Origin of the sequence: Bradyrhizobium sp. (assembly GCF_019244115.1) — a bacterium.
In the GTDB taxonomy this organism is placed as follows: domain Bacteria; phylum Pseudomonadota; class Alphaproteobacteria; order Rhizobiales; family Xanthobacteraceae; genus Bradyrhizobium.
The window spans coordinates 1-18,324 of sequence record NZ_JAFATE010000172.1 but is presented as its reverse complement, the minus strand read 5'-3'; the positions used below and the strand labels follow the sequence as shown (position 1 = coordinate 18,324).

The window sequence follows — 18,324 nt, the reverse complement described above, 5'->3', positions numbered from 1 at the left end:
GTTCATCACCAGCTCGTTGACGATGATGCCGATCGCCACCGCGCGGTCGGGATCGACCTCGATCGGCTTCGCGGTCAAGGTCAGCCGTGACATCTTGTTGCCCTCCGCCGACCTCCTGAGATCGTCGAGCAGGGACTCCAGATACAGATTCAGCAGGACGCTCTTGAAGTCGTGCGAGGTGTAGAGCCGGCGGTGTACCTGGGCGACCGCGGCGACGCGGCCCATGGCATTGGTCAGCGCCGCCTTAACGTCGTCCTGGGTGGCGGAGGCGGCCTGCAGGTGCAGCAGCGAGGCAATGATCTGCAGCGAGTTGCCGACGCGATGGTTGACTTCGCGCAGCAACACCTCCTGTTCGGCGGCGAGCGCGGCGTAACGGTCGCGCGAGGCATGCACCTCGGCCTCGGCCTCGTCGCGGGCCTTCTGCAGCTGCGCCTGCCGCAAGGCGCCGTCGGCAGCGACATGCAGCAGCGGAATGAAGGCGCCCTGCACATCCTTGACGAGGTAGTCGGCCGCGCCGGCCTTCAGCGCGGTGACCGCAACCGAGGAGTCCTGCGAGGCGGTGACGAATACGACCGGCGGTGCCCCCGGGATCGCGAGAATCTGCGTGAGCGTGTCGAGGCCGTCGAGACCCGGCATGACCTGATCGAGCGCAATGACGTCGATGCCGCCACCGCGCAGACGCTCGAGCCCCTCTTCGCCGCTGGCTGCATGGATCACCTTGAAGCCGAGCCGCGCCAGGCCGCGCTCGACGAGGCGAGCCAGCGCCGCGTCGTCATCGATGTAGAGCAGGGTGGGCGGGGCTTGGTTCATGGTTCGGTCGATGGAACCTGGATGACAGAGAAAAACAGCCCGAGCTGACGGATGGCGTTGGCGAAGCCTTCATAATTCACCGGCTTGGTGATGTAGACATTGCAACCGAGCTCGTAGCAACGCTTGATTTCGCTCGAATCGTCCGTGGTGGTGAGGACCACGACGGGCGCGCTCTTCAAAATGCTGTTTTCCTTGACCTGCCGCAGGATCTCGATCCCGGTCATGTCGGGCAGATTGAGATCGAGCAGGATCAAAAGCCCCTGTCCCTCGTGCTTTCCCGCGTCACCATCGCTGCCGAACAGGTATTTTAGCGCGTCCGCACCGGTCGCGAACGGGATGATCTCGTTGTGGATGCCGGAACGGCGAATGTTGCGCTCGATCAGGCGCGCATGCCCCTCGTCGTCCTCGATCATGATGATGGTCACGGGCACGGGCAACGTCATGCTGCTGCAGTCCGGTTGACGGTCCATTTGATCGGCAGGGTGATCGTGAAGGTGCTGCCGCTGCCAAGCTCGGAGGCGACCGACATGGTGCCGCCGAGGCGGCGCACGAGGGTGCGGACGTGGGCAAGTCCGATGCCTTGTCCGGGCCGGTCCTGGACCCCGGCACGGCGGAACAGATCGAAGATGCGCTGATGGTCTCTGGGATCGATGCCGCGGCCGTTGTCAGAGATTTCGAAAATCGCGAAGCCGAGCTTGGTTCGGCCGCGCACCACGATCTCGCCGGGGACCCCCGGCTTCAGATATTTGATCGCGTTGTCGATCAGGTTCGAAAAAATCTGTTCCAGCGCCAGACGGTCGCTCTCGATTCTGGGCAGCGCGCCGATCTGAATATGCGCTTGCGCCTGGGCCGCCTGATGCGCGTGACTGGCCACGATGCCGTCGATCATCTCGCGCATGTCGACCGCAACCGGCGAGAACTCGCGTCGCCCTTCGCGGGTCAGGCTGAGAATGGCGCTGATCAGCCGGTCCATCTTGCCGATCGAGGATTTGATGAAGGAAAGCGCCTCGACGAAATCATCCGAAAGCTGCTTGTCGGCACGTTCGAGCTGAATCTCGCCGCCGTCGGCAATCATCGGCTGTGCCGCGGCGCTCGTCTGCGCCCGGCTGAGCGCAGCGATGCGGTGGAAGATGCCGGGGTGCAATTCCTCCAACTCGCTGGTAAATCCCATAATATTCACCAAGGGCGCGCGCAAATCGTGGCTGACGATGTAGGCGAAGCGCTGGATCTCCTCATTGGCCTCGCGCAGGTCGGCCGTGCGCGCATCGACGGTTGCCTCAAGATTGAGGTTATTTTCGCGCAATTGCCTTTCCGCCCGGTCGCGGGCATGTGCGGAGCGCCGGATCAGGAACATCGAAATACCTGCCAGCAGCACGACCAGGCCCGAGCCCGTGATGGTCACAAGCGAGGCCAGCTGCTGGCTCCGGTCGGCATTGGCGGTGCGCAGCAAGAACAGCCGGTCTTCCTCCGCCCGCATGGCGTCCGTGAGATCGTGGATCGTCGTGGTCGTATCGCCAGCGGCCGCGTCGCGGACCAGGTTTGCGGCGCTCGGCAGGTCGCCCTGTTTGAAGAAGCCCACCTCCCGCTCGAACTGGTCGAGCCGCGTTGCGATCGCGGTGCGCAACTGGCGCACGTTTTCAGCCTGGATTGGATTGTCGGCGGCAAGATGCTCGAGCTTGTCGAGCTCGGGCGTGATCGCGGCCAGCGCCTGCTCGTAATCGTTGAGGAAGTCCGGGCCCATGGTCAGGAGATAGCCGCGCACACTGCTCTCGGCGCGGCGGATCTCCAAGAGCAGCGTGTTGGTCTGGTTCTCCACCTCGATCGTATGCACGACGGCGGCATTGTCGTCGCGCGCCTTGTTGACCAGCAGCACGGACGCGCTCGAGACCGCGACCAGCACCAAAAACCCCGCCGTCAACAGCAGGACCTGGCCGACGGTGCGCTCGTGAGGGGTGTCGGACGTCACTGCAATCTCATGTCGCGACGTGGGGAATGCAAGCGACCCCGAGCGGAAAATGCCCAAGCCTAAGCCCGGATCCAGGAAACTGCGAAGCAGGTTTTTCCGGAAACGGCAATGATCAAACCGCGAAAAGGTTTGCGCCGGCCCAAAAAGTTCCATTCCGGTGGCCGCCGCGCTGCTAGCCCGGCTGCTGGCCCGCCAGATACTGCTCGAGCCAATGGATATGATAGTCGCCATCGATAACAGCGGGTTCCCGGACCAGCGCGCGAAACAACGGCAGGGTGGTCTCGATCCCGTCCACGACCATCTCGTCGAGAGCACGGCGCAGCCGCATCAGGCATTCGGTCCGGGTCTTGCCATGGACGATCAGCTTGCCGACCAGCGAATCGTAATAGGGCGGGATGACGTAGCCCTGATAGACGGCGGAATCGATGCGCACGCCAAGGCCGCCCGGCGGGTGATATTGCAGGATTTTTCCGGGCGAGGGGCGGAAGGTCACGGGGTTTTCGGCATTGACCCGGCACTCGATGGCATGTCCGGTGACCGCGACCTCGTCCTGGGTGAGCGGCAGGTCGCCGCCGGCGGCGATGCGGATCTGCTCGAGGATGAGGTCGATGCCGGTGATCATCTCGGTGACGGGATGCTCGACCTGGATGCGGGTGTTCATCTCGATGAAATAGAACTCGCCGTCCTCGAACAAAAACTCCACCGTACCGACACCGAGATATTTCAGGTCCTGCATCGCCTTGGCGACCGTGGTCCCGATCTTCTTGCGCGCGGCGGGATCAAGGGCGGGCGAGGGGCTTTCCTCCCACACCTTCTGATGCCGGCGCTGCAGCGAACAGTCGCGCTCGCCGAGATGGATGGCGCCGCCACGGCCATCGCCGAGCACCTGGATCTCGATGTGGCGCGGCTTCTGCAGGTATTTTTCCAGATAGACGGAGGCGTCGCCGAACGCCGCCTTGGCCTCGTTGGCCGCGGTCGTCAGTGCCAGCGCCAGGTCGGCCTCGGTGTGTGCCACCTTCATGCCGCGCCCGCCGCCGCCGGCGGCGGCCTTCACCAGCACCGGAAAGCCGATCGCCTTGGCGATCCCCATCGCATCGTCGACATTTGCGATGGCGCCATCGGAGCCGGGCACCACGGGAATGCTGAGCCGCTTGGCGGTCTTCTTGGCTTCGATCTTGTCGCCCATCAGGCGGATGTGCTCGGCCTTTGGGCCGATGAAATGCAGGTTGTGATCGGCGAGGATTTCGGCGAAGCGGGCATTTTCCGACAGGAAACCGTAGCCCGGATGCACCGCATCGACGCCGGTGATCTCGCAGGCGGCGAGCAGCGCGGGGACGTTGAGATAGCTGTCCTTGGACGGCGGTGGGCCGATGCAGACGCTCTCGTCGGCGAGCCGCACATGCATGGCGTCGGCATCCGCGGTGGAGTGGACCGCCACCGTATTGATGCCCAGTTCCTTGCAGGCCCTGAGAATGCGGAGCGCGATCTCGCCGCGGTTGGCTATGAGGATCTTGTCAAACATGCTGTCTCAGCGAATAGGGAGTAGCGAATAGCAAATAGAAGATCCGCACTATTCGCTACTCGCTATTCGCTATTCGCTCCTATTCGATAATCACCAGCGGTTCGCCGAATTCGACCGGCTGGCCGTCCTCGACGAGGATCTGCGTCACCGTGCCGGCGCGCGGCGACGGAATCTGGTTCATCGTCTTCATCGCTTCGATGATCAGGAGCGTCTGGCCCACCGACACTTTGCTGCCGACTTCGATGAACGGCTTGGCCCCGGGCTCCGGCGCCCAATAGGCGGTGCCGACCATCGGCGAGGGCACGACGCCGGGATGTTTCGACAGATCGGCCGCGGCCGCCGAAGCTGCGGCGGGAGCCGCCGTCACGGGTGCCGCGTGCTGGATCGGCATCGGCACCGCGGCTGCGACGCTGATGTTGCGCGCGACCCGGACCCTAAGGCCGGCACGTTCGATCTCGATCTCGCTGAGACTGGTCTCGTCGAGCAGGAGCGCGAGCTCTCGGATCAGCGCGCTATCGTCGGAGGAGAATTTTGCATTTGGGCTGTCGTCTGGCTGGCGCGCCATGGTGTTGATCCGAAAACTCTCTGCTTGGATGGATTTTTGGAGGCGTCAGGCTCTTGCCTTGTCCTTCGCTTTGGCGCCGATGCGTGCCGCAAGCCCCGATATCGCGAGGCGGTAGCCGTCGATGCCGAAACCGCAAATGCTCGCAAACGCGGCGCGCGCGGTGAAGGAGTGGTGACGGAACTCCTCGCGGGCGTGGATATTGCTGATGTGAACCTCGACGGTCGGGATTTTCACACCGACCAGCGCATCGTGCAGCGCAATCGAAGTGTGCGAGTAGGCGCCCGCATTGATGATGATGCCGACGGCGCCCCTGCCGCGGGCCTCGTGGATGAGATCGATCAGTCCGCCCTCGTGGTTCGACTGCCGGCAATAGGCGGAGAGGCCGAACTCGGCCGCGGTCCGGACGCACAGGGCCTCGACATCGGACAGTGTGGCGTGGCCGTAGGTCTCGGGCTCGCGGGTCCCCAACAAGTTTAGGTTTGGACCGTTGAGGATATAGACGATCTTGTCAGCGGTCTGGTCTGGGGTGTCGGCCATCCGGGTCCCGGCAATGAGGTTAAAGGCTGATGTGGGCGCCGGTTATAGGTAACATCGGTCCCGAGGGGAAGCCTTTCCCCAGCCCGGCATGTGGCCCAAATACCTCATGCGGCTCGCAAAACGGCACGCAAAAGCTGTGAAAAGAGCCGACTTGGCGAGGCCCGGCGGCAGCGGCAGGCCGAAGCCCGACTGAAAAAAAGGCGGGCATTGCTGCCCGCCCCGGGGTTGGATCTGCCGAACGCCGTTAGGCCGGCAGGACCGCCACGATCTCGAGCGTCCGCGGATCCACCACGACGATCTCGTCGCGGACCAGGAAGAACTCGTAACCGCGCCATTCCGGATAGATCGTCACGACTTCGCTTGGCAGCGCCCGCAGGCTGACCCGCTCGCGCGGAACCTTGGTGCCGACCGAAATCGAGAAGTCGATATTGGTCACGGGAGCAACGTGCTCGTTGCGGATCACGGTGCTGATCTTGGTCCGCTGCTCGGTCGACAGCTTTGCGCCGGCGCCGGCCTGACCCGTGGTCACATTCGCGTTCGTGTTGGCGTTGCGACCTTCGGCCTTCATGTTGCTGTCGCGGCCCTCTTTGCCTTCGGCCTTCAGGTTCTTGTCCTGGCCTTCGCGGCCTTCGGCCTTCATATTCTTGTCCTGGCCCTCGCGGCCTTCGGCCTTCATGTTTTTCTCTTGGCCTTCGCGACCTTCGGCCTTCATGTTCTTGTCGCGATCTTCGCGGCCCTCGCTCCGCATGTTGCCGGCGGTCCCCTTGGTCTCGTTCTCCGAGCTCATGCCCTTCGACTTCTGGCCGGGGGCGTTCTCCTCGGCGCGCTGGCCCTTGGCCGTACCAGGCGACTTCTGCTCAGACTGAGTCGACTTCATGCCGCCGGGCGCGTTCTTCTCGGTTGCCGCGCCAGTCGATCCACCCGCGCCACCGGATGGTGCGCTCTGCTGCATCGCCGCACCGCCTTCACTCTTCGAGTTGCCCTGTGCATTCGCAGCAGGAGCTCCGGCGATCAGCGCAATAGCCGCGGCCGAGATCAAGAAACGATTGATCATACTTCCTCTCCTCACATTATCGGTTTTGCCCGGCCCGACAACGTGAGTGAGGTGGCCGTGTTCCGCAGTTGATGGCGGTTCCCGAGTGTTTGTTTTTTTCGGCATGATCGGAACAAAGCCGCCCGCCCGGACGTCATCGTCGCTTCTTCTTTCACTGCAGCCGCGTCCCGGCACAAACAAAAAATCCGGCTGCGCCGCAGCCGGATTTTCGACGTCAACTGATATGGAGGAGGGAGCTGCGCTAGCAGGTCGCCTTGCCGCAGCGCGCGATCCCGATCTTCTCCTTCAGGCCATCGAGGCCGACCGCGCCGACCACGATCTGCTTGCCGATCACATAGCTTGGCGTGCCATTCATGCCCATGTCCTCGGCCAGCTTGAAATTCTCCTCGATGGTCGCCTTGGCTTCGGGGCTCGCCATGTCTTTTTCCAGCTTCGCCATGTCGAGGCCGACGTCCTTGGCAACCGCAAGGGCGCGCGCCTTGTCGGCCGGGCCGCGGCCGCCCAGAAGCTTCTGGTGGAAGTCGAGATATTTCTTGCCCGTGGGGTCCTGCATGCGGACGGCGACCGCGACCTGCGCGGCCTCGACCGAGCCCTGGCTCAGCACCGGAAACTCCTTCAGCACGACCTTCAGCTTCGAGTCGGCCTTCATCAAATCGAGCATGTCGGCCATCGCACGCTTGCAGTAGCCGCAATTGTAGTCAAAGAACTCGACAAAGGTGACATCGCCATCCTTGTTGCCGAGCACCACGCCGCGCGGCGAATTGAAGATCGTATCGGCATTCTGTGTGATGGTGGCCTCATGCTTGGCGGCATCGGCCGCGGCTTGGCGCTTGTTCAGCTCCGCCATGGCCTCTTCGAGCACCTCGGGATGCGCCAGCAGGTAATTGTGGACGATCGTCTCGATGTCGCCGCGCTGGGTGTCGGAAAAACTCTGCGCCGAGGCGGAGAGCGGCGCGCCGCAAAAGGCAAAGGCGGCAAGCGCGGCAACGGTCAGTCGGAACGAAGGCATTTACTACATCCTCTTTGGTGATGGCGGGCCGGGCGTGTCGGAATGACCTGGTGCCGTGAGTTGATCCTGCTCTCAATTGTTGCTCTGGCCCGGCAGCGGCTTGGCCGAGACGATGTCGTCGGCCTTCACCCATCCGGGCGTCCCGACGGCGAAACGGGTTTTTGCACGCGAGGCGAGCTCGCGCGCGGTCTTGTTGTCGCCGCGCAGGAAGGCAGCCTGCGCCGAGGCAAGGTCAGCCTCCGCATAGTCTCCCTTCCGGCCATATGCCATCGCAAGCTGCGCGTAGCCCAGCGGTGCCTCGGATTCCCGGGCCACCGCCGCGCGCAGGATCGTGATCGCTTCGTCAGTATAGGCCTTGTTTTCCGTGGCCACGAGCGCCTGCCCAAGTAACATCTCGATGAGCGGTGCGCTGTTGGAGAGCTGCACGGCCTTGCGCAGCGGTGCGATGGCTTCCGCCGGCCGGCCGCCCTCCAAGAGGGCCTGGCCGCGCAATTCGTAGAAATACGGGTTACTCGGCTGGGCCTGGAGCAGGGCATCGATCTGCGACAGCGCGCTGTGCAGGTCGCCGTGCAGATAGGTCGCAATCGCCCGCGCATAGCGGGCCGGCAGGCTGTCGTTGGACAGCGGATAACGCCGGTAAACCGTATCGGGCCGTTCCATAAAGGCCGAGATTTTTGCGCGGATCATGTCATGGCGCAGTTGCAGCGCCGCATCGTCCTTCTTGTCCCAATACGGGCTCGCGCGTGCGATGCCTTCGAGCGCTGCGACACGTTCAGCCGGCATCGGATGCGACTGCAGATAGGGGTCGGCGCCGCGCGCGGCGAACAGGCTCTCGCTCGTCAAGCGCTTGAAGGTCTCGTACATGCCCCTCGGTGATTGCTGAGTCATGGTCAGAAATTTTACGCCGGCACGGTCGGCGTTCTCTTCCTGCTGACGCTGATAGGAGAGCAGCGAGCGGCGGATCATCTCCTGGGGCCCGGCCACCGCGGCCGCACCCGCGCTGGCGAGGCCATTATTGCCGCCGCCACGCGCGCCGGCCACCACGGCGCCGGCGCCGAGCAGCATGGCAATGATCATCTGGGTCTGCGCCTGCGCCAGCTGCTCGCGAAGTTTTGCGAGGTGCCCGCCGGCCAGATGGCCGGTCTCGTGGGCCAACACCCCGATGATCTGGTTCGGCGTTTCCGATTGCAGCATGGCGCCGTAATTGACGAAAATGCGGTGGCCATCGGCGACGAAGGCGTTGAACGAGCCGTCGTTGATGATGACGACCTGGATGTTCTGTTTCTCCAGCCCGGCGGCGCGCAGGACCGGCCGCGTATAGTCGCGCAGGAGCTGCTCGGCCTCCGTGTCACGCAGCACAGGCGGGCCTTTGCCATCCTGCGCCCATGTCCGGGGTAATGGTGCAAGAGTGAGTGCGGCAGCAAGGGTCGCTGCGAGCAGGCCGGTCGTTTTCTTGCGAAGCGCGAAGCTTGAGAGCATTTGGCAGTCTTTGGCGATTGGCGGAAAACCGGTTATGCCCTTACACACCATGGATTAAGGCCGGTCTGGGGCAGGTTCCGGGATAGCAGGAGATAGCAGAAATCGATGCTTGAGGCGACACTCAGAAACACCGTTAATGGCGTGCTGTTGCCGTCCGGCCGCAGCGAGGTTCCGCCGTTCATGGTGATGGACGTCATGGCGGCGGCCGAGCGTATCGAGGCGGCCGGCGGGCACGTCATTCACATGGAGGTCGGACAGCCGGCCGCACCGGCCCCAAGGACCGCGATCGTGGCGGCGGAGCGAGCGCTACGGGACGGGCGTATCGACTACACGTCGGCGCTTGGCATTCTCTCGCTGCGTCAGCGCATTGCGCGGCACTATCGCGACGTCCATGGCTGCGATGTCGACGCGGGCCGTATCGTTGTAACGACGGGATCTTCCGGCGCGTTCATCCTGGCCTTTCTTGCGATGTTCGAACCGGGCGATCGCGTCGCTGTAACGGTGCCCGGCTATCCGCCCTACCGGCATATTCTCACCGCGCTCGGCTGCGAGCCGGTGCTGATCGAGACCACGAGCGAGACCCGCCATGCGCTGACGGGCGAAGCGCTGCTTGCGGCGCATCGCCGGTCGCCGCTGAAAGGCGTGCTGGTCGGCAGCCCCGCCAACCCGACCGGAACGATGATGTCGCAGGACGCGCTCAAGGGTCTGATCGCGGCGGCAGAGGAAGCCGGCATCCGCTTCATCTCCGACGAGATCTACCACGGGCTCGACTATGCATTCCCTGCCGCCACTGCGGCCGCGCTGTCGTCACGGGCGCTCGTCATCAACTCGTTCTCAAAATATTTCTGCATGACCGGCTGGCGGGTCGGCTGGATGGTGGTGCCGGAGCAGCTGGTGCGCCCGATCGAACGGCTGCAGCAGAATCTCGCGATCTCCGTGCCGACCTTGTCGCAGATCGCGGCCGAAGCCGCGTTCGAGGGGCGCGAGGAGATGGAGGCGATCAAGCGCGGCTATCTGGAAAACCGCCGCATCCTGATCGATGGCCTGCCGCAGGCCGGCCTGAAGAGGTTTTTGCCGGCGGATGGCGCGTTCTATCTCTATGCCGATGTGTCGGCCTTCACCTCGGACAGTTTTGAATTTGCCAAGACGATGCTCGAACAGGCGCATGTCGCGGCGACCCCGGGCGTCGACTTCGATCCGTTCCACGGCCGCAACTTCATCCGCTTCTCCTATGCCCGTTCGGCGGAGGACATGCGCGTGGCGGTCGAGCGGATCGCAAAATGGCTGCGGTAGCTCGCTTCTATCGACGACAATGCCGCCCGGGATGGCCGGACGGTTCTTTGCTGTTCGTGATGGTGGCGAACCTATTGGCCGTTGCCGAACCGTCGCGACCACCATCCGGCGCGGCGTGGCGCGGCTTCCGCGGCCGGCTCAGTCGGCTGCGGTTCCGGGGCATGGGGCAGTTCCGCCGCGGGCGGTGCGACGGGAACTGCGGCGTCCGCCGGATGCGGCGCAAAGCTCACCTTTTCGCGCACCGTCGAGCGCCGCGGCGCATGCTTGTCCAACTCCGCTGCTGGCGCAGCTTCGACTACCTCCGGAGCAGGCTCTTGCTCCGCGACCGCGGACGGTTCGGCAGCCGCCGCAACGGGCTCCGATTCCGGCTGGGAGGCTGGTGCAATCCCTTCGAAATCGGCGACCGCGGTTGCGGCCTCGGGCTGCGGGGGCGGCGCAAGCTCGTCGGAGATTGAGCCGGCAAGTCCATCCTCGCCGCCGCGCCGCCTGCGACCGCCGCGCCGGCCACGCCGGCGCGGGCGCCGCTCGCCACCGCCCTGCTGCTCCTGGCGTGCCTGAGCGCCCTGTTCCTCAGCCTCGTCCTCGGCGCTCTCGGCCTCGTCAGTCTCGGCGGTCTCTTCGATCGCGGCTTCCTGGAAGAAGGCAGGAGCTTCGCCGTCCTCGCGCGGCGGAGCGACCTCGCGCGCGTCGCCGCCGCGGCCCCGGCGGCGCCGTCGGCGCTTGCGGCGATGCCCGCCATCGGCAGTCTCGCCACCCGCTTCGCCAGCCGAAACCTCATCGGAGAGCCCTTCGGTCTCCTCGGTTTCTACCTCCGATTCGAGCTCGATGTCGAACGGCTCGTCGTCGTCAAAGGCCTCCTCGAGCTGCGGCGGGCTCGCAGCAAGCTGCGCCGCCAGCAGCGCCTTGGCGGCCTCCAGCGTATGAACCTGTTCGCCGCGGTCGATGATGAAGGCCTGCGGTCCGTTCACACTCACGTCGGCGATCACCGACAGCGTGACCTTGAAGCTCGATTCGAGATCGCGCAGATGGCCGCGCTTGTGGTTGAGCACATAGAGCGCGACGTCGGTGCGGGTGCGCGCCACCAAATTGTGGGTCGCGCCCTTCATCAAGATCTCTTCCAGCCCGCGCAGCAGCTGCAGCGCGACCGACGAGACCGAGCGGACATGCCCGGTGCCGCCGCAATGCGAGCACGGCTCGGTCGAGCTTTCCAGCACGCTGGCGCGGATGCGCTGGCGCGACATCTCCAAAAGCCCGAAATGCGAGATGCGCCCGACCTGGATCCTCGCGCGGTCCTGGCGGAGGCAATCCGACAGCTTGCGCTCGACTGCGCGGTTGTTGCGCTTCTCGTCCATGTCGATGAAGTCGATGACGATGAGGCCGGCGAGATCGCGCAGGCGGAGCTGGCGCGCGACTTCCTCGGCCGCCTCCAGATTGGTCTTGAGCGCCGTGTCCTCGATGTGATGCTCGCGCGTCGCCCGGCCCGAGTTGACGTCGATCGACACCAGTGCCTCGGTCTGGTTGATCACGATGTAGCCGCCGGAGCGCAGTTGCACCGTCGGCGAGAACATCGCGTCGAGCTGGCTCTCGACCCCCATGCGCGAGAACAAGGGCTGGCCCTCACGATATTGCTTCACCGCGCGCACATTGGAGGGCATCAGCATCTTCATGAAATCGTGCGCTTCGCGGTAGCCGGCTTCGCCGGCCACCATGATCTCGTCGATTTCCTTGTTGTAGAGGTCGCGCAGCGAGCGCTTGATCAGCGAGCCTTCCTCATAGACCAGGGTCGGCGCCTGCGATTTCAGCGTCAGGTCGCGCACCGTCTCCCACATCCGGATCAGGTATTCGAAATCGCGCTTGATCTCCGGCTTGGTGCGGGAGGCGCCGGCGGTGCGCAGGATGATCCCCATGCCCTCGGGCACATCGAGGTCCTGCACCACCTCCTTCAGCCGTGAACGGTCCTGCGCCGAGGTGATTTTTCGGCTGATGCCGCCGCCCCGCGCGGTGTTCGGCATCAACACCGCATAGCGGCCGGCGAGCGACAGGTAGGTCGTCAGCGCGGCGCCCTTGTTGCCGCGCTCCTCCTTGACCACCTGCACCAGCATCACCTGACGCCGCTTGATGACCTCCTGGATCTTGTATTGCCGGCGCGGCCGGAAGGCGCGCTCCGGAACCTCTTCCAGCGCATCGTCGCCGCCGACGGATTCGACCACCTCCTCCTCGGCCTCTTCGTCCTCGTCCTCGTCCTCGAGGGTGTCATCGCCTGCAGGGACGAGCGCGTGGGCTTCGTCGGCAGGGACCGCGGCTTCGCCGCCGTCATGCTCCACATGGGGCAGTTCGCCGGCGGCAACGCCATCTTCATGCGCATCCGTATGCGTCTCATCATCCTCGTCGTGAGCGTGATGGACCTCGGCCGGCTCCTGTTCGGGCTGCACCGCTGGGAACGCAGTGAAGGCGTCGAGCGGCGGAAGTGCCGCGTCCGAGGCGATGTCGGGCGTGCGGTCGGCCGCTATCGCCGGCTGGTTGGCCTCGTGCTCCGCCTCGTCATGCTCGTCATGCGCATGCTCATGGTCATCATGCGCATGATCAGGCTCCTCGTGAACATCATCATGCTCGGCATCTTCATCGGCGAAATGCGTGAGAGGCTCCGGGGAGTCCGGATGCAGCGCGGTCTCGTCGCCGGCCTCGGAGAACGCGTGCTCGGGCGGGGCTTCTGCACCGGGCTCGCGCTCGTGGGACGGGGCGGCGTCCGCGCCGTCGACGATGGCGCTCTGGACGCGCTCGCCGCTGCCGCGCCGGCGCAGGTTGCGATGGCGCGAGCGGCGGCGGCTGGAGCGGTTCTCGCTTTCCTCTTCGGCCTCGCGATGGGCCCGCTCCTCGGCCTCGATCAGCGCCTGACGGTCGGCGACCGGGATCTGGTAGGAGTCCGGATGGATTTCGCTGAAGGCGAGGAAGCCATGACGGTTGCCGCCATATTCGATGAAGGCGGCCTGCAGTGAGGGCTCTACCCGCGTCACCTTGGCGAGGTAGATATTGCCGCGCAGCTGCTTGCGCTGGGCGGTTTCGAAATCAAATTCTTCGACGCGATTGCCGCGGACCACGACAACACGGGTCTCTTCCGGATGCGTGGCATCGATCAACATTTTGTTGGGCATTTTTAAACTCTTGGCGATGGCGGGCGCGCGAATGCGTATGCGCGCTTCGCGTCGCCGGATGGGACGACGGTCCGCCTGATTCGGGGGTGAGGGGAAGGCCGAAAAGCGATGCGGTACGCCGCGCCGAGCGGGAACCCGGCGGGGAGCGGCGTCGGGCGGAGCTTGCGCTCCGCAGCGACGCGGATCTCCCGCGAGGTATCGTCGGTAACACAGTCTGGCGCATCAGGCCTCGGCCCGTCTGGAACAGGTTGGCGGCTTGAGGGAGCCGCCGTGGTCGAACAGCTGAGGGCCAGGTGTGACGCCGAAGCGTTGTCCTGTGATCGCATCGGGCCCGAAGAGAAAGGGCCGGACCACAGTGTTGCCGCCTCTAATACCGTCCCTGGAACGAGTGTGACCCTGGGACCGGATGCCATCCCGGCTCGAAACCGCCCCTTGTCTGCCGCGCGGCTCGCGCTGGCTGGGACGGATCGTGGGACGCTGGGATCTCCGCATAGGATTCGAAGATTCCGGCGCTGCACCGGGGGGCTGAACGCGACACAACCGGAAAATTCTGGCAATCAGCTGTCCGTTACATACGTGGATTGGGCTGCCCGTGCAAGGGAGCGTCGTTCCTTGGCAACACCGCCGCCTTATTCATCCCTTATACATTAAGTTGCCGTTAACCCTGTGGTCCTATTGGGGTAAGACGGCCCGCAGGTGGGTTTGGTCCAGAAGTCCTCTTCAATTTTCGCGGCGCGCCCGTTAAGAGGACTTCTGAACCAAACCATACCAAAATCTTAGGATTTTCTAGTGTCCTGCGAACCCGAAGCCCGCAAAGCTGTGAGCGGGGGCGGACTTCGGATTTGGGACATTAGAGGGATCAAATTCGTTGGCGAGCCGCGCAAATCACACCGTTCCCTCCCGATCCGCGCTCTTGTGCGCCGCAGCATTGGTGTGCGCGGCGGCCGTCGCGGGCGGACCGGCCCGCGCTGCCGACGGGGTCACCTCGGCGCCAACTTCGGGCATGCCGACCGCGCTCGATGCGCGGCTGGCAGGTGACGCCAAGCAGACCCGCTTCGTGCTCGATCTCGACCGCTCGATCACGTTCCGCGCCTTCACATTGTCGGATCCCTATCGCGTGGTGATCGACATTCCCCAGGTCAGCTTCCATCTCCCGGCGGGGACCGGCGCACAAGGGCGGGGGCTGGTTAAGGCGTTCCGCTATGGCCTGGTCATGCCGGGCGGCTCGCGAATCGTGATCGACCTCAACGGCCCGGCCCGCGTTGCCAATTCCTACGTGCTCGACCAGGCCAACGGCCAGCCGCCGCGGCTGGTGCTCGAACTGGAAGAGGTCGATCGCGCGGCCTTCGTGCAATCGCTGGAGCCTGCGGAGAGCCGTTCCGAGCCTGTTCACCCGGAGCCGAAGCCCGTGCTGGCGCCGGGCGTGGTCGCCGCGACAATGCCTGCACCCGCCGCGCCGGAAACCAAGCCGGTTGCTGTTGCCGCGCCGGAGACCAGGCCCGCTGCTACGGCGGCGCCGGAGACCAGGTCGATAGCCGCCGCAGCGCCGGACACCAAGCCGGCACTCGGCCTGGCCGCGTCCCCCGATACGCGGCCGGTCATCGTCATCGATCCCGGCCATGGCGGCATCGACAACGGCACGCAGTCCGACACCGAAGCCGAGAAGAACCTCGTGCTGCAGTTCGGCCTTGCGCTGCGTGACCGTCTGGAACAAAGCGGCAAGTACCGCATCGTCATGACCCGTGAGGACGATAGCTTCATTCCGCTCGGCGATCGCGTCCGCATCGCACGCACGCAAGGTGCCGCGCTGTTCGTGTCGATCCATGCCGATGCGCTGCCGAAGGGCGAGGGCGACGCGCAGGGCGCCACGATCTACACGCTCTCCGACAAGGCTTCCGACGCCGAGGCGCAGCGGCTCGCGGACGCGGAAAACCGCGCGGATGCCATCGCCGGCGTCAATCTGACCGAGGAGCCGACCGATGTCGCCGACATCCTCATCGACCTCGCGCAGCGGGAAACGCGAAGCTTTTCAAACAAATTCGCACACATGTTGATGAGCGAAATGAAGACGACGATGCGGATGCACAAGCATCCGTTGAAGTCGGCCGGTTTCAAGGTGTTGAAAAACCCCGACGTGCCTTCGGTCCTGGTCGAAATCGGCTATGTCTCGAACAAGAGCGATCTGGAGCATCTGGTCTCGGAAAGCTGGCGGTCCAAGGCCGTCGGGTCGATCGCGCAGGCGGTGGATGCCTTCATGGGCAAGCGGCTCGCCAACGCTGCGGCGCCGACGCGATGAATTGAAGGCCGCCGGCCGGCCAAAGCCTTGGTTTGGCCACAGCAGGGGCCGTATAGAATGGAAGCTGACATATTGGAATCGATCAGGAATTTGCGTCCACTGCCCGCGGGCTTTGACCGGCATCGCCTAAATTTGAGCGTTCGTGCATAATGGTCGCGCCGCGGTTTGGCGCCCAAGGTTTGACGAAGAGTTGGAACGGATAACAGACAATGCGCTTGCTGGTGCGATTCCTGGGTTTCCTGTTCGCCGCCGGGACGGTCATTTTCCTGGTGGGTGTTGCCGCGGCTGCCGGAATGATCTGGCATTTCTCGAAGGATCTGCCGGACTATTCACAGCTCCAGGACTACGAGCCGCCGGTCATGACGCGCGTGCACGCGGCCGACGGCTCGCTGGTGGCGGAATATTCCAGGGAACGCCGGCTCTATCTCCCGATCCAGGCCGTGCCGAAGCTGGTGATCAATGCCTTCCTCGCCGCCGAGGACAAGAATTTCTATGATCATGGTGGCATCGATTTCACCGGCATGGCGCGCGCGGCTGTCGTCTATGCGCAGAATTACGGTTCCAATCGCCGTCCGCAGGGCGCCTCCACGATCACGCAGCAAGTCGCGAAGAACTTCCTGTTTGCCGACGATGAAAAGACCAAGGTCTCGATCGCCCGCAAGATCAAGGAAGCCTTGCTCGCAATGCGGATCGAGAAGGCCTATTCGAAAGACAAGATCCTCGAACTCTATTTGAACGAGATCTATCTCGGGCTTGGGGCTTATGGTGTCGCCGCGGCCTCGCTGGTCTATTTCGACAAATCGGTCAACGAGCTGACGATTGCGGAAGCGGCTTATCTCGCGGCGCTGCCAAAAATGCCGGCGACGCTGCATCCGGTGCGCAACCGTGACCGCGCCATCGAGCGGCGCAATTATGTGATCGACCGCCTGCTCGAGAACGGCTGGATCAAGCAGGCCGACGCCGAGGCGGCGCGCAAGGCACCGCTGGTCGTCGCCACCCGTAACAACGGCGCCAAGACCTTTGCCGGCGAATATTTTGCCGAGGAAGTCCGCCGCGACATTTTCGAGCGATACGGCGAGAAGAAGCTGTATGAGGGCGGGCTGTCGGTGCGCACCACGCTCGATCCGAAAGTCCAGGTGATGGCGCGCAAGACCATGGCCGCCGGCCTCGTCACTTACGATGAAGCGCAGGGCTATCGCGGTCCGGTCAGCAAGCTGGATATTTCCGGCGATTGGGGTGTCAAGCTCGCCGACGTCAAGTCGCTGTCGGACATTTCGCCGTGGCGGATGGCTGTGGTGCTGGAGACCAGCGACCAGTCGGCCCGCATCGGCTTTCAGCCTGGCCGTGAACTCGGCGGCGCGGTCGCCAAGGAACGGCAGACCGGCCTCATCACCATCGATGGCGTGAAATGGGCCAAGGTCGCTTCAGGCCCGACGCGCGGCAAGGCGCCGACATCGGTCTCCCAGGTGCTCTCGCCAGGCGACGTGATCTACGCCGACCCGCTGTTCAAGGACGGCAATCCGGTCGAGGGGCAGTTTCGGCTCCGGCAGCTGCCCGAAGTCTCCGGCGCGATGGCCGTGATGGACCCGTGGACCGGCCGCGTGCTCGCGATGGTCGGCGGTTTCTCGTTCGACCAGAGCCAGTTCAACCGCGCCACCCAGGCCTACCGGCAGCCGGGTTCGTCCTTCAAGCCGATCGTCTATTCCGCGGCGCTCGACAATGGCTACACGCCGTCGACCGTCGTGGTCGATGCGCCGATCGAGATCGATCAGGGACAGGGCGGTGGTGTCTGGCGGCCGGAAAACTTCGACGCCGGCAAATATAACGGGCCGATGACCTTGCGTAATGCGCTGCGGCTATCGCGCAACACGGTGACGGTGCGGCTTGCCCAGGACATCGGCATGCCCCTGATTGGCGAATATGCCAAACGCTTCGGCGTTTATGACGAGTTGCCCAATTACCTGTCCTACTCCTTGGGCGCCGGCGAGACCACGGCGCTGCGCATGGTCACGGCCTATTCGATGATCGCCAATGGCGGGCGGCGGGTGAAGCCGACCCTGATCGACCGCATCCAGGACCGCTATGGCCACACCATCTTCAAGCATGACGCGCGCGAATGCCGCGGCTGCGACGCGCCCGACGGCTGGCATAATCAGCCCGAGCCGCAGCTCATCGATCGTCGCGAGCAGGTGCTCGACACCATGACCGCCTACCAGATCACCTCGATGATGGAAGGCGTGGTGCAATCAGGTACGGCGACGGCGTTGAAGGAAGTCGGCAAGCCGATCGCCGGCAAGACCGGCACCACCAACGAGGCCAAGGACGCTTGGTTCGTCGGCTTCTCGCCGGACATCGCGGTGGCGATCTACATGGGCTACGACAAGCCGCGCACGCTCGGACGCGGCAATGCCGCGACCGGCGGCCATCTCGCCGCGCCCATCGCGCGCGACTTCTTCAAGCTCGCGCTCGCCGACAAGGCGGCAATCCCGTTCAAGGTTCCGGCCGGCATCAAGCTGGTTCGCGTCGACGCCAAGTCCGGCATGCGCGCCGGCCCCGGTGATCCCCGCACCATCATGGAAGGCTTCAAGCCGGGTACAGCGCCGCCCGACAACTATTCGGTCATTGGCATGACGGATACGGA

At 64.4% G+C, this 18,324-nt stretch carries 13 protein-coding genes; 3 read left to right on the top strand and 10 right to left on the bottom strand.

Features of this window, described 5'->3' with window-relative positions; all coding sequences use genetic code 11:
- The 9 genes from JOZ76_RS07665 to JOZ76_RS07625 form a co-directional block, all read right to left on the bottom strand.
- The coding region (locus JOZ76_RS07665; RefSeq protein ID WP_291698021.1) for a sensor histidine kinase at nt 1–810 on the bottom strand (810 nt) is incomplete at its 3' end.
- Nucleotides 807–1,247 (bottom strand): response regulator, encoded by a 441-nt coding sequence (locus JOZ76_RS07660; RefSeq protein ID WP_291698023.1) that lies wholly within the window; start codon nt 1,245–1,247, stop codon nt 807–809. The genes JOZ76_RS07665 and JOZ76_RS07660, both read right to left, overlap by 4 nt.
- Nucleotides 1,248–1,249: 2 nt before the next feature.
- A complete protein-coding gene (locus tag JOZ76_RS07655) occupies nt 1,250–2,776 on the bottom strand; it encodes a sensor histidine kinase (protein ID WP_291698020.1) in 1,527 nt (508 codons plus the stop codon).
- A 172-nt stretch (nt 2,777–2,948) separates the two neighbouring features.
- Nucleotides 2,949–4,298, bottom strand: coding sequence for an acetyl-CoA carboxylase biotin carboxylase subunit (gene accC, locus JOZ76_RS07650; protein ID WP_291698019.1), 1,350 nt, complete (start codon nt 4,296–4,298; stop codon nt 2,949–2,951).
- Nucleotides 4,299–4,377: 79 nt separating this feature from the next.
- The gene (gene accB, locus JOZ76_RS07645; protein WP_291698018.1) at nt 4,378–4,863 is read right to left on the bottom strand and encodes an acetyl-CoA carboxylase biotin carboxyl carrier protein; all 486 of its coding nucleotides are present in this window, start codon (nt 4,861–4,863) and stop codon (nt 4,378–4,380) included.
- Between the two features lie 45 nt (nt 4,864–4,908).
- A complete protein-coding gene (gene aroQ / locus JOZ76_RS07640) occupies nt 4,909–5,400 on the bottom strand; it encodes a type II 3-dehydroquinate dehydratase (RefSeq protein ID WP_291698017.1) in 492 nt (163 codons plus the stop codon).
- Between the two features lie 244 nt (nt 5,401–5,644).
- On the bottom strand, nt 5,645–6,454 hold the full coding sequence (locus tag JOZ76_RS07635; RefSeq protein ID WP_291698016.1) for a DUF1236 domain-containing protein: 810 nt from the start codon (nt 6,452–6,454) through the stop codon (nt 5,645–5,647).
- A gap of 241 nt (nt 6,455–6,695) precedes the next feature.
- Complete coding sequence (locus JOZ76_RS07630) at nt 6,696–7,463, bottom strand: DsbA family protein (RefSeq protein WP_291698015.1); 768 nt, start codon at nt 7,461–7,463, stop codon at nt 6,696–6,698.
- Between the two features lie 72 nt (nt 7,464–7,535).
- Nucleotides 7,536–8,942 (bottom strand): M48 family metalloprotease, encoded by a 1,407-nt coding sequence (locus JOZ76_RS07625; protein WP_291698014.1) that lies wholly within the window; start codon nt 8,940–8,942, stop codon nt 7,536–7,538.
- Nucleotides 8,943–9,047: 105 nt separating this feature from the next.
- Between JOZ76_RS07625 and JOZ76_RS07620 the strand changes: the two genes are divergently transcribed.
- Nucleotides 9,048–10,235, top strand: coding sequence for a pyridoxal phosphate-dependent aminotransferase (locus tag JOZ76_RS07620; protein WP_291698013.1), 1,188 nt, complete (start codon nt 9,048–9,050; stop codon nt 10,233–10,235).
- Nucleotides 10,236–10,306: 71 nt separating this feature from the next.
- On the opposite strand, the gene JOZ76_RS07615 is transcribed toward JOZ76_RS07620, so the two are convergent.
- On the bottom strand, nt 10,307–13,387 hold the full coding sequence (locus JOZ76_RS07615) for an Rne/Rng family ribonuclease (protein ID WP_291698012.1): 3,081 nt from the start codon (nt 13,385–13,387) through the stop codon (nt 10,307–10,309).
- 868 nt (nt 13,388–14,255) lie between these two features.
- On the opposite strand from JOZ76_RS07615, the gene JOZ76_RS07610 reads away from it, so the two are divergent.
- Both JOZ76_RS07610 and JOZ76_RS07605 read left to right on the top strand, forming a co-directional pair.
- A complete protein-coding gene (locus JOZ76_RS07610) occupies nt 14,256–15,683 on the top strand; it encodes an N-acetylmuramoyl-L-alanine amidase (protein WP_441299992.1) in 1,428 nt (475 codons plus the stop codon).
- 209 nt (nt 15,684–15,892) lie between these two features.
- Nucleotides 15,893–18,324 (top strand): penicillin-binding protein 1A (locus JOZ76_RS07605; protein ID WP_291698011.1); only part of this gene is annotated, 2,432 nt, incomplete at its 3' end.

Coding starts and splice junctions, on each gene's coding strand:
- JOZ76_RS07635 (WP_291698016.1), bottom strand. CDS start 6,454: ATGATCAATCGTTTCTTGATCTCGGCCGCGGCTATTGCGCTGATCGCC.
- JOZ76_RS07625 (WP_291698014.1), bottom strand. CDS start 8,942: ATGCTCTCAAGCTTCGCGCTTCGCAAGAAAACGACCGGCCTGCTCGCA.
- JOZ76_RS07615 (WP_291698012.1), bottom strand. CDS start 13,387: ATGCCCAACAAAATGTTGATCGATGCCACGCATCCGGAAGAGACCCGT.
- aroQ (WP_291698017.1), bottom strand. CDS start 5,400: ATGGCCGACACCCCAGACCAGACCGCTGACAAGATCGTCTATATCCTC.
- JOZ76_RS07620 (WP_291698013.1), top strand. CDS start 9,048: ATGCTTGAGGCGACACTCAGAAACACCGTTAATGGCGTGCTGTTGCCG.
- JOZ76_RS07630 (WP_291698015.1), bottom strand. CDS start 7,463: ATGCCTTCGTTCCGACTGACCGTTGCCGCGCTTGCCGCCTTTGCCTTT.
- accB (WP_291698018.1), bottom strand. CDS start 4,863: ATGGCGCGCCAGCCAGACGACAGCCCAAATGCAAAATTCTCCTCCGAC.
- accC (WP_291698019.1), bottom strand. CDS start 4,298: ATGTTTGACAAGATCCTCATAGCCAACCGCGGCGAGATCGCGCTCCGC.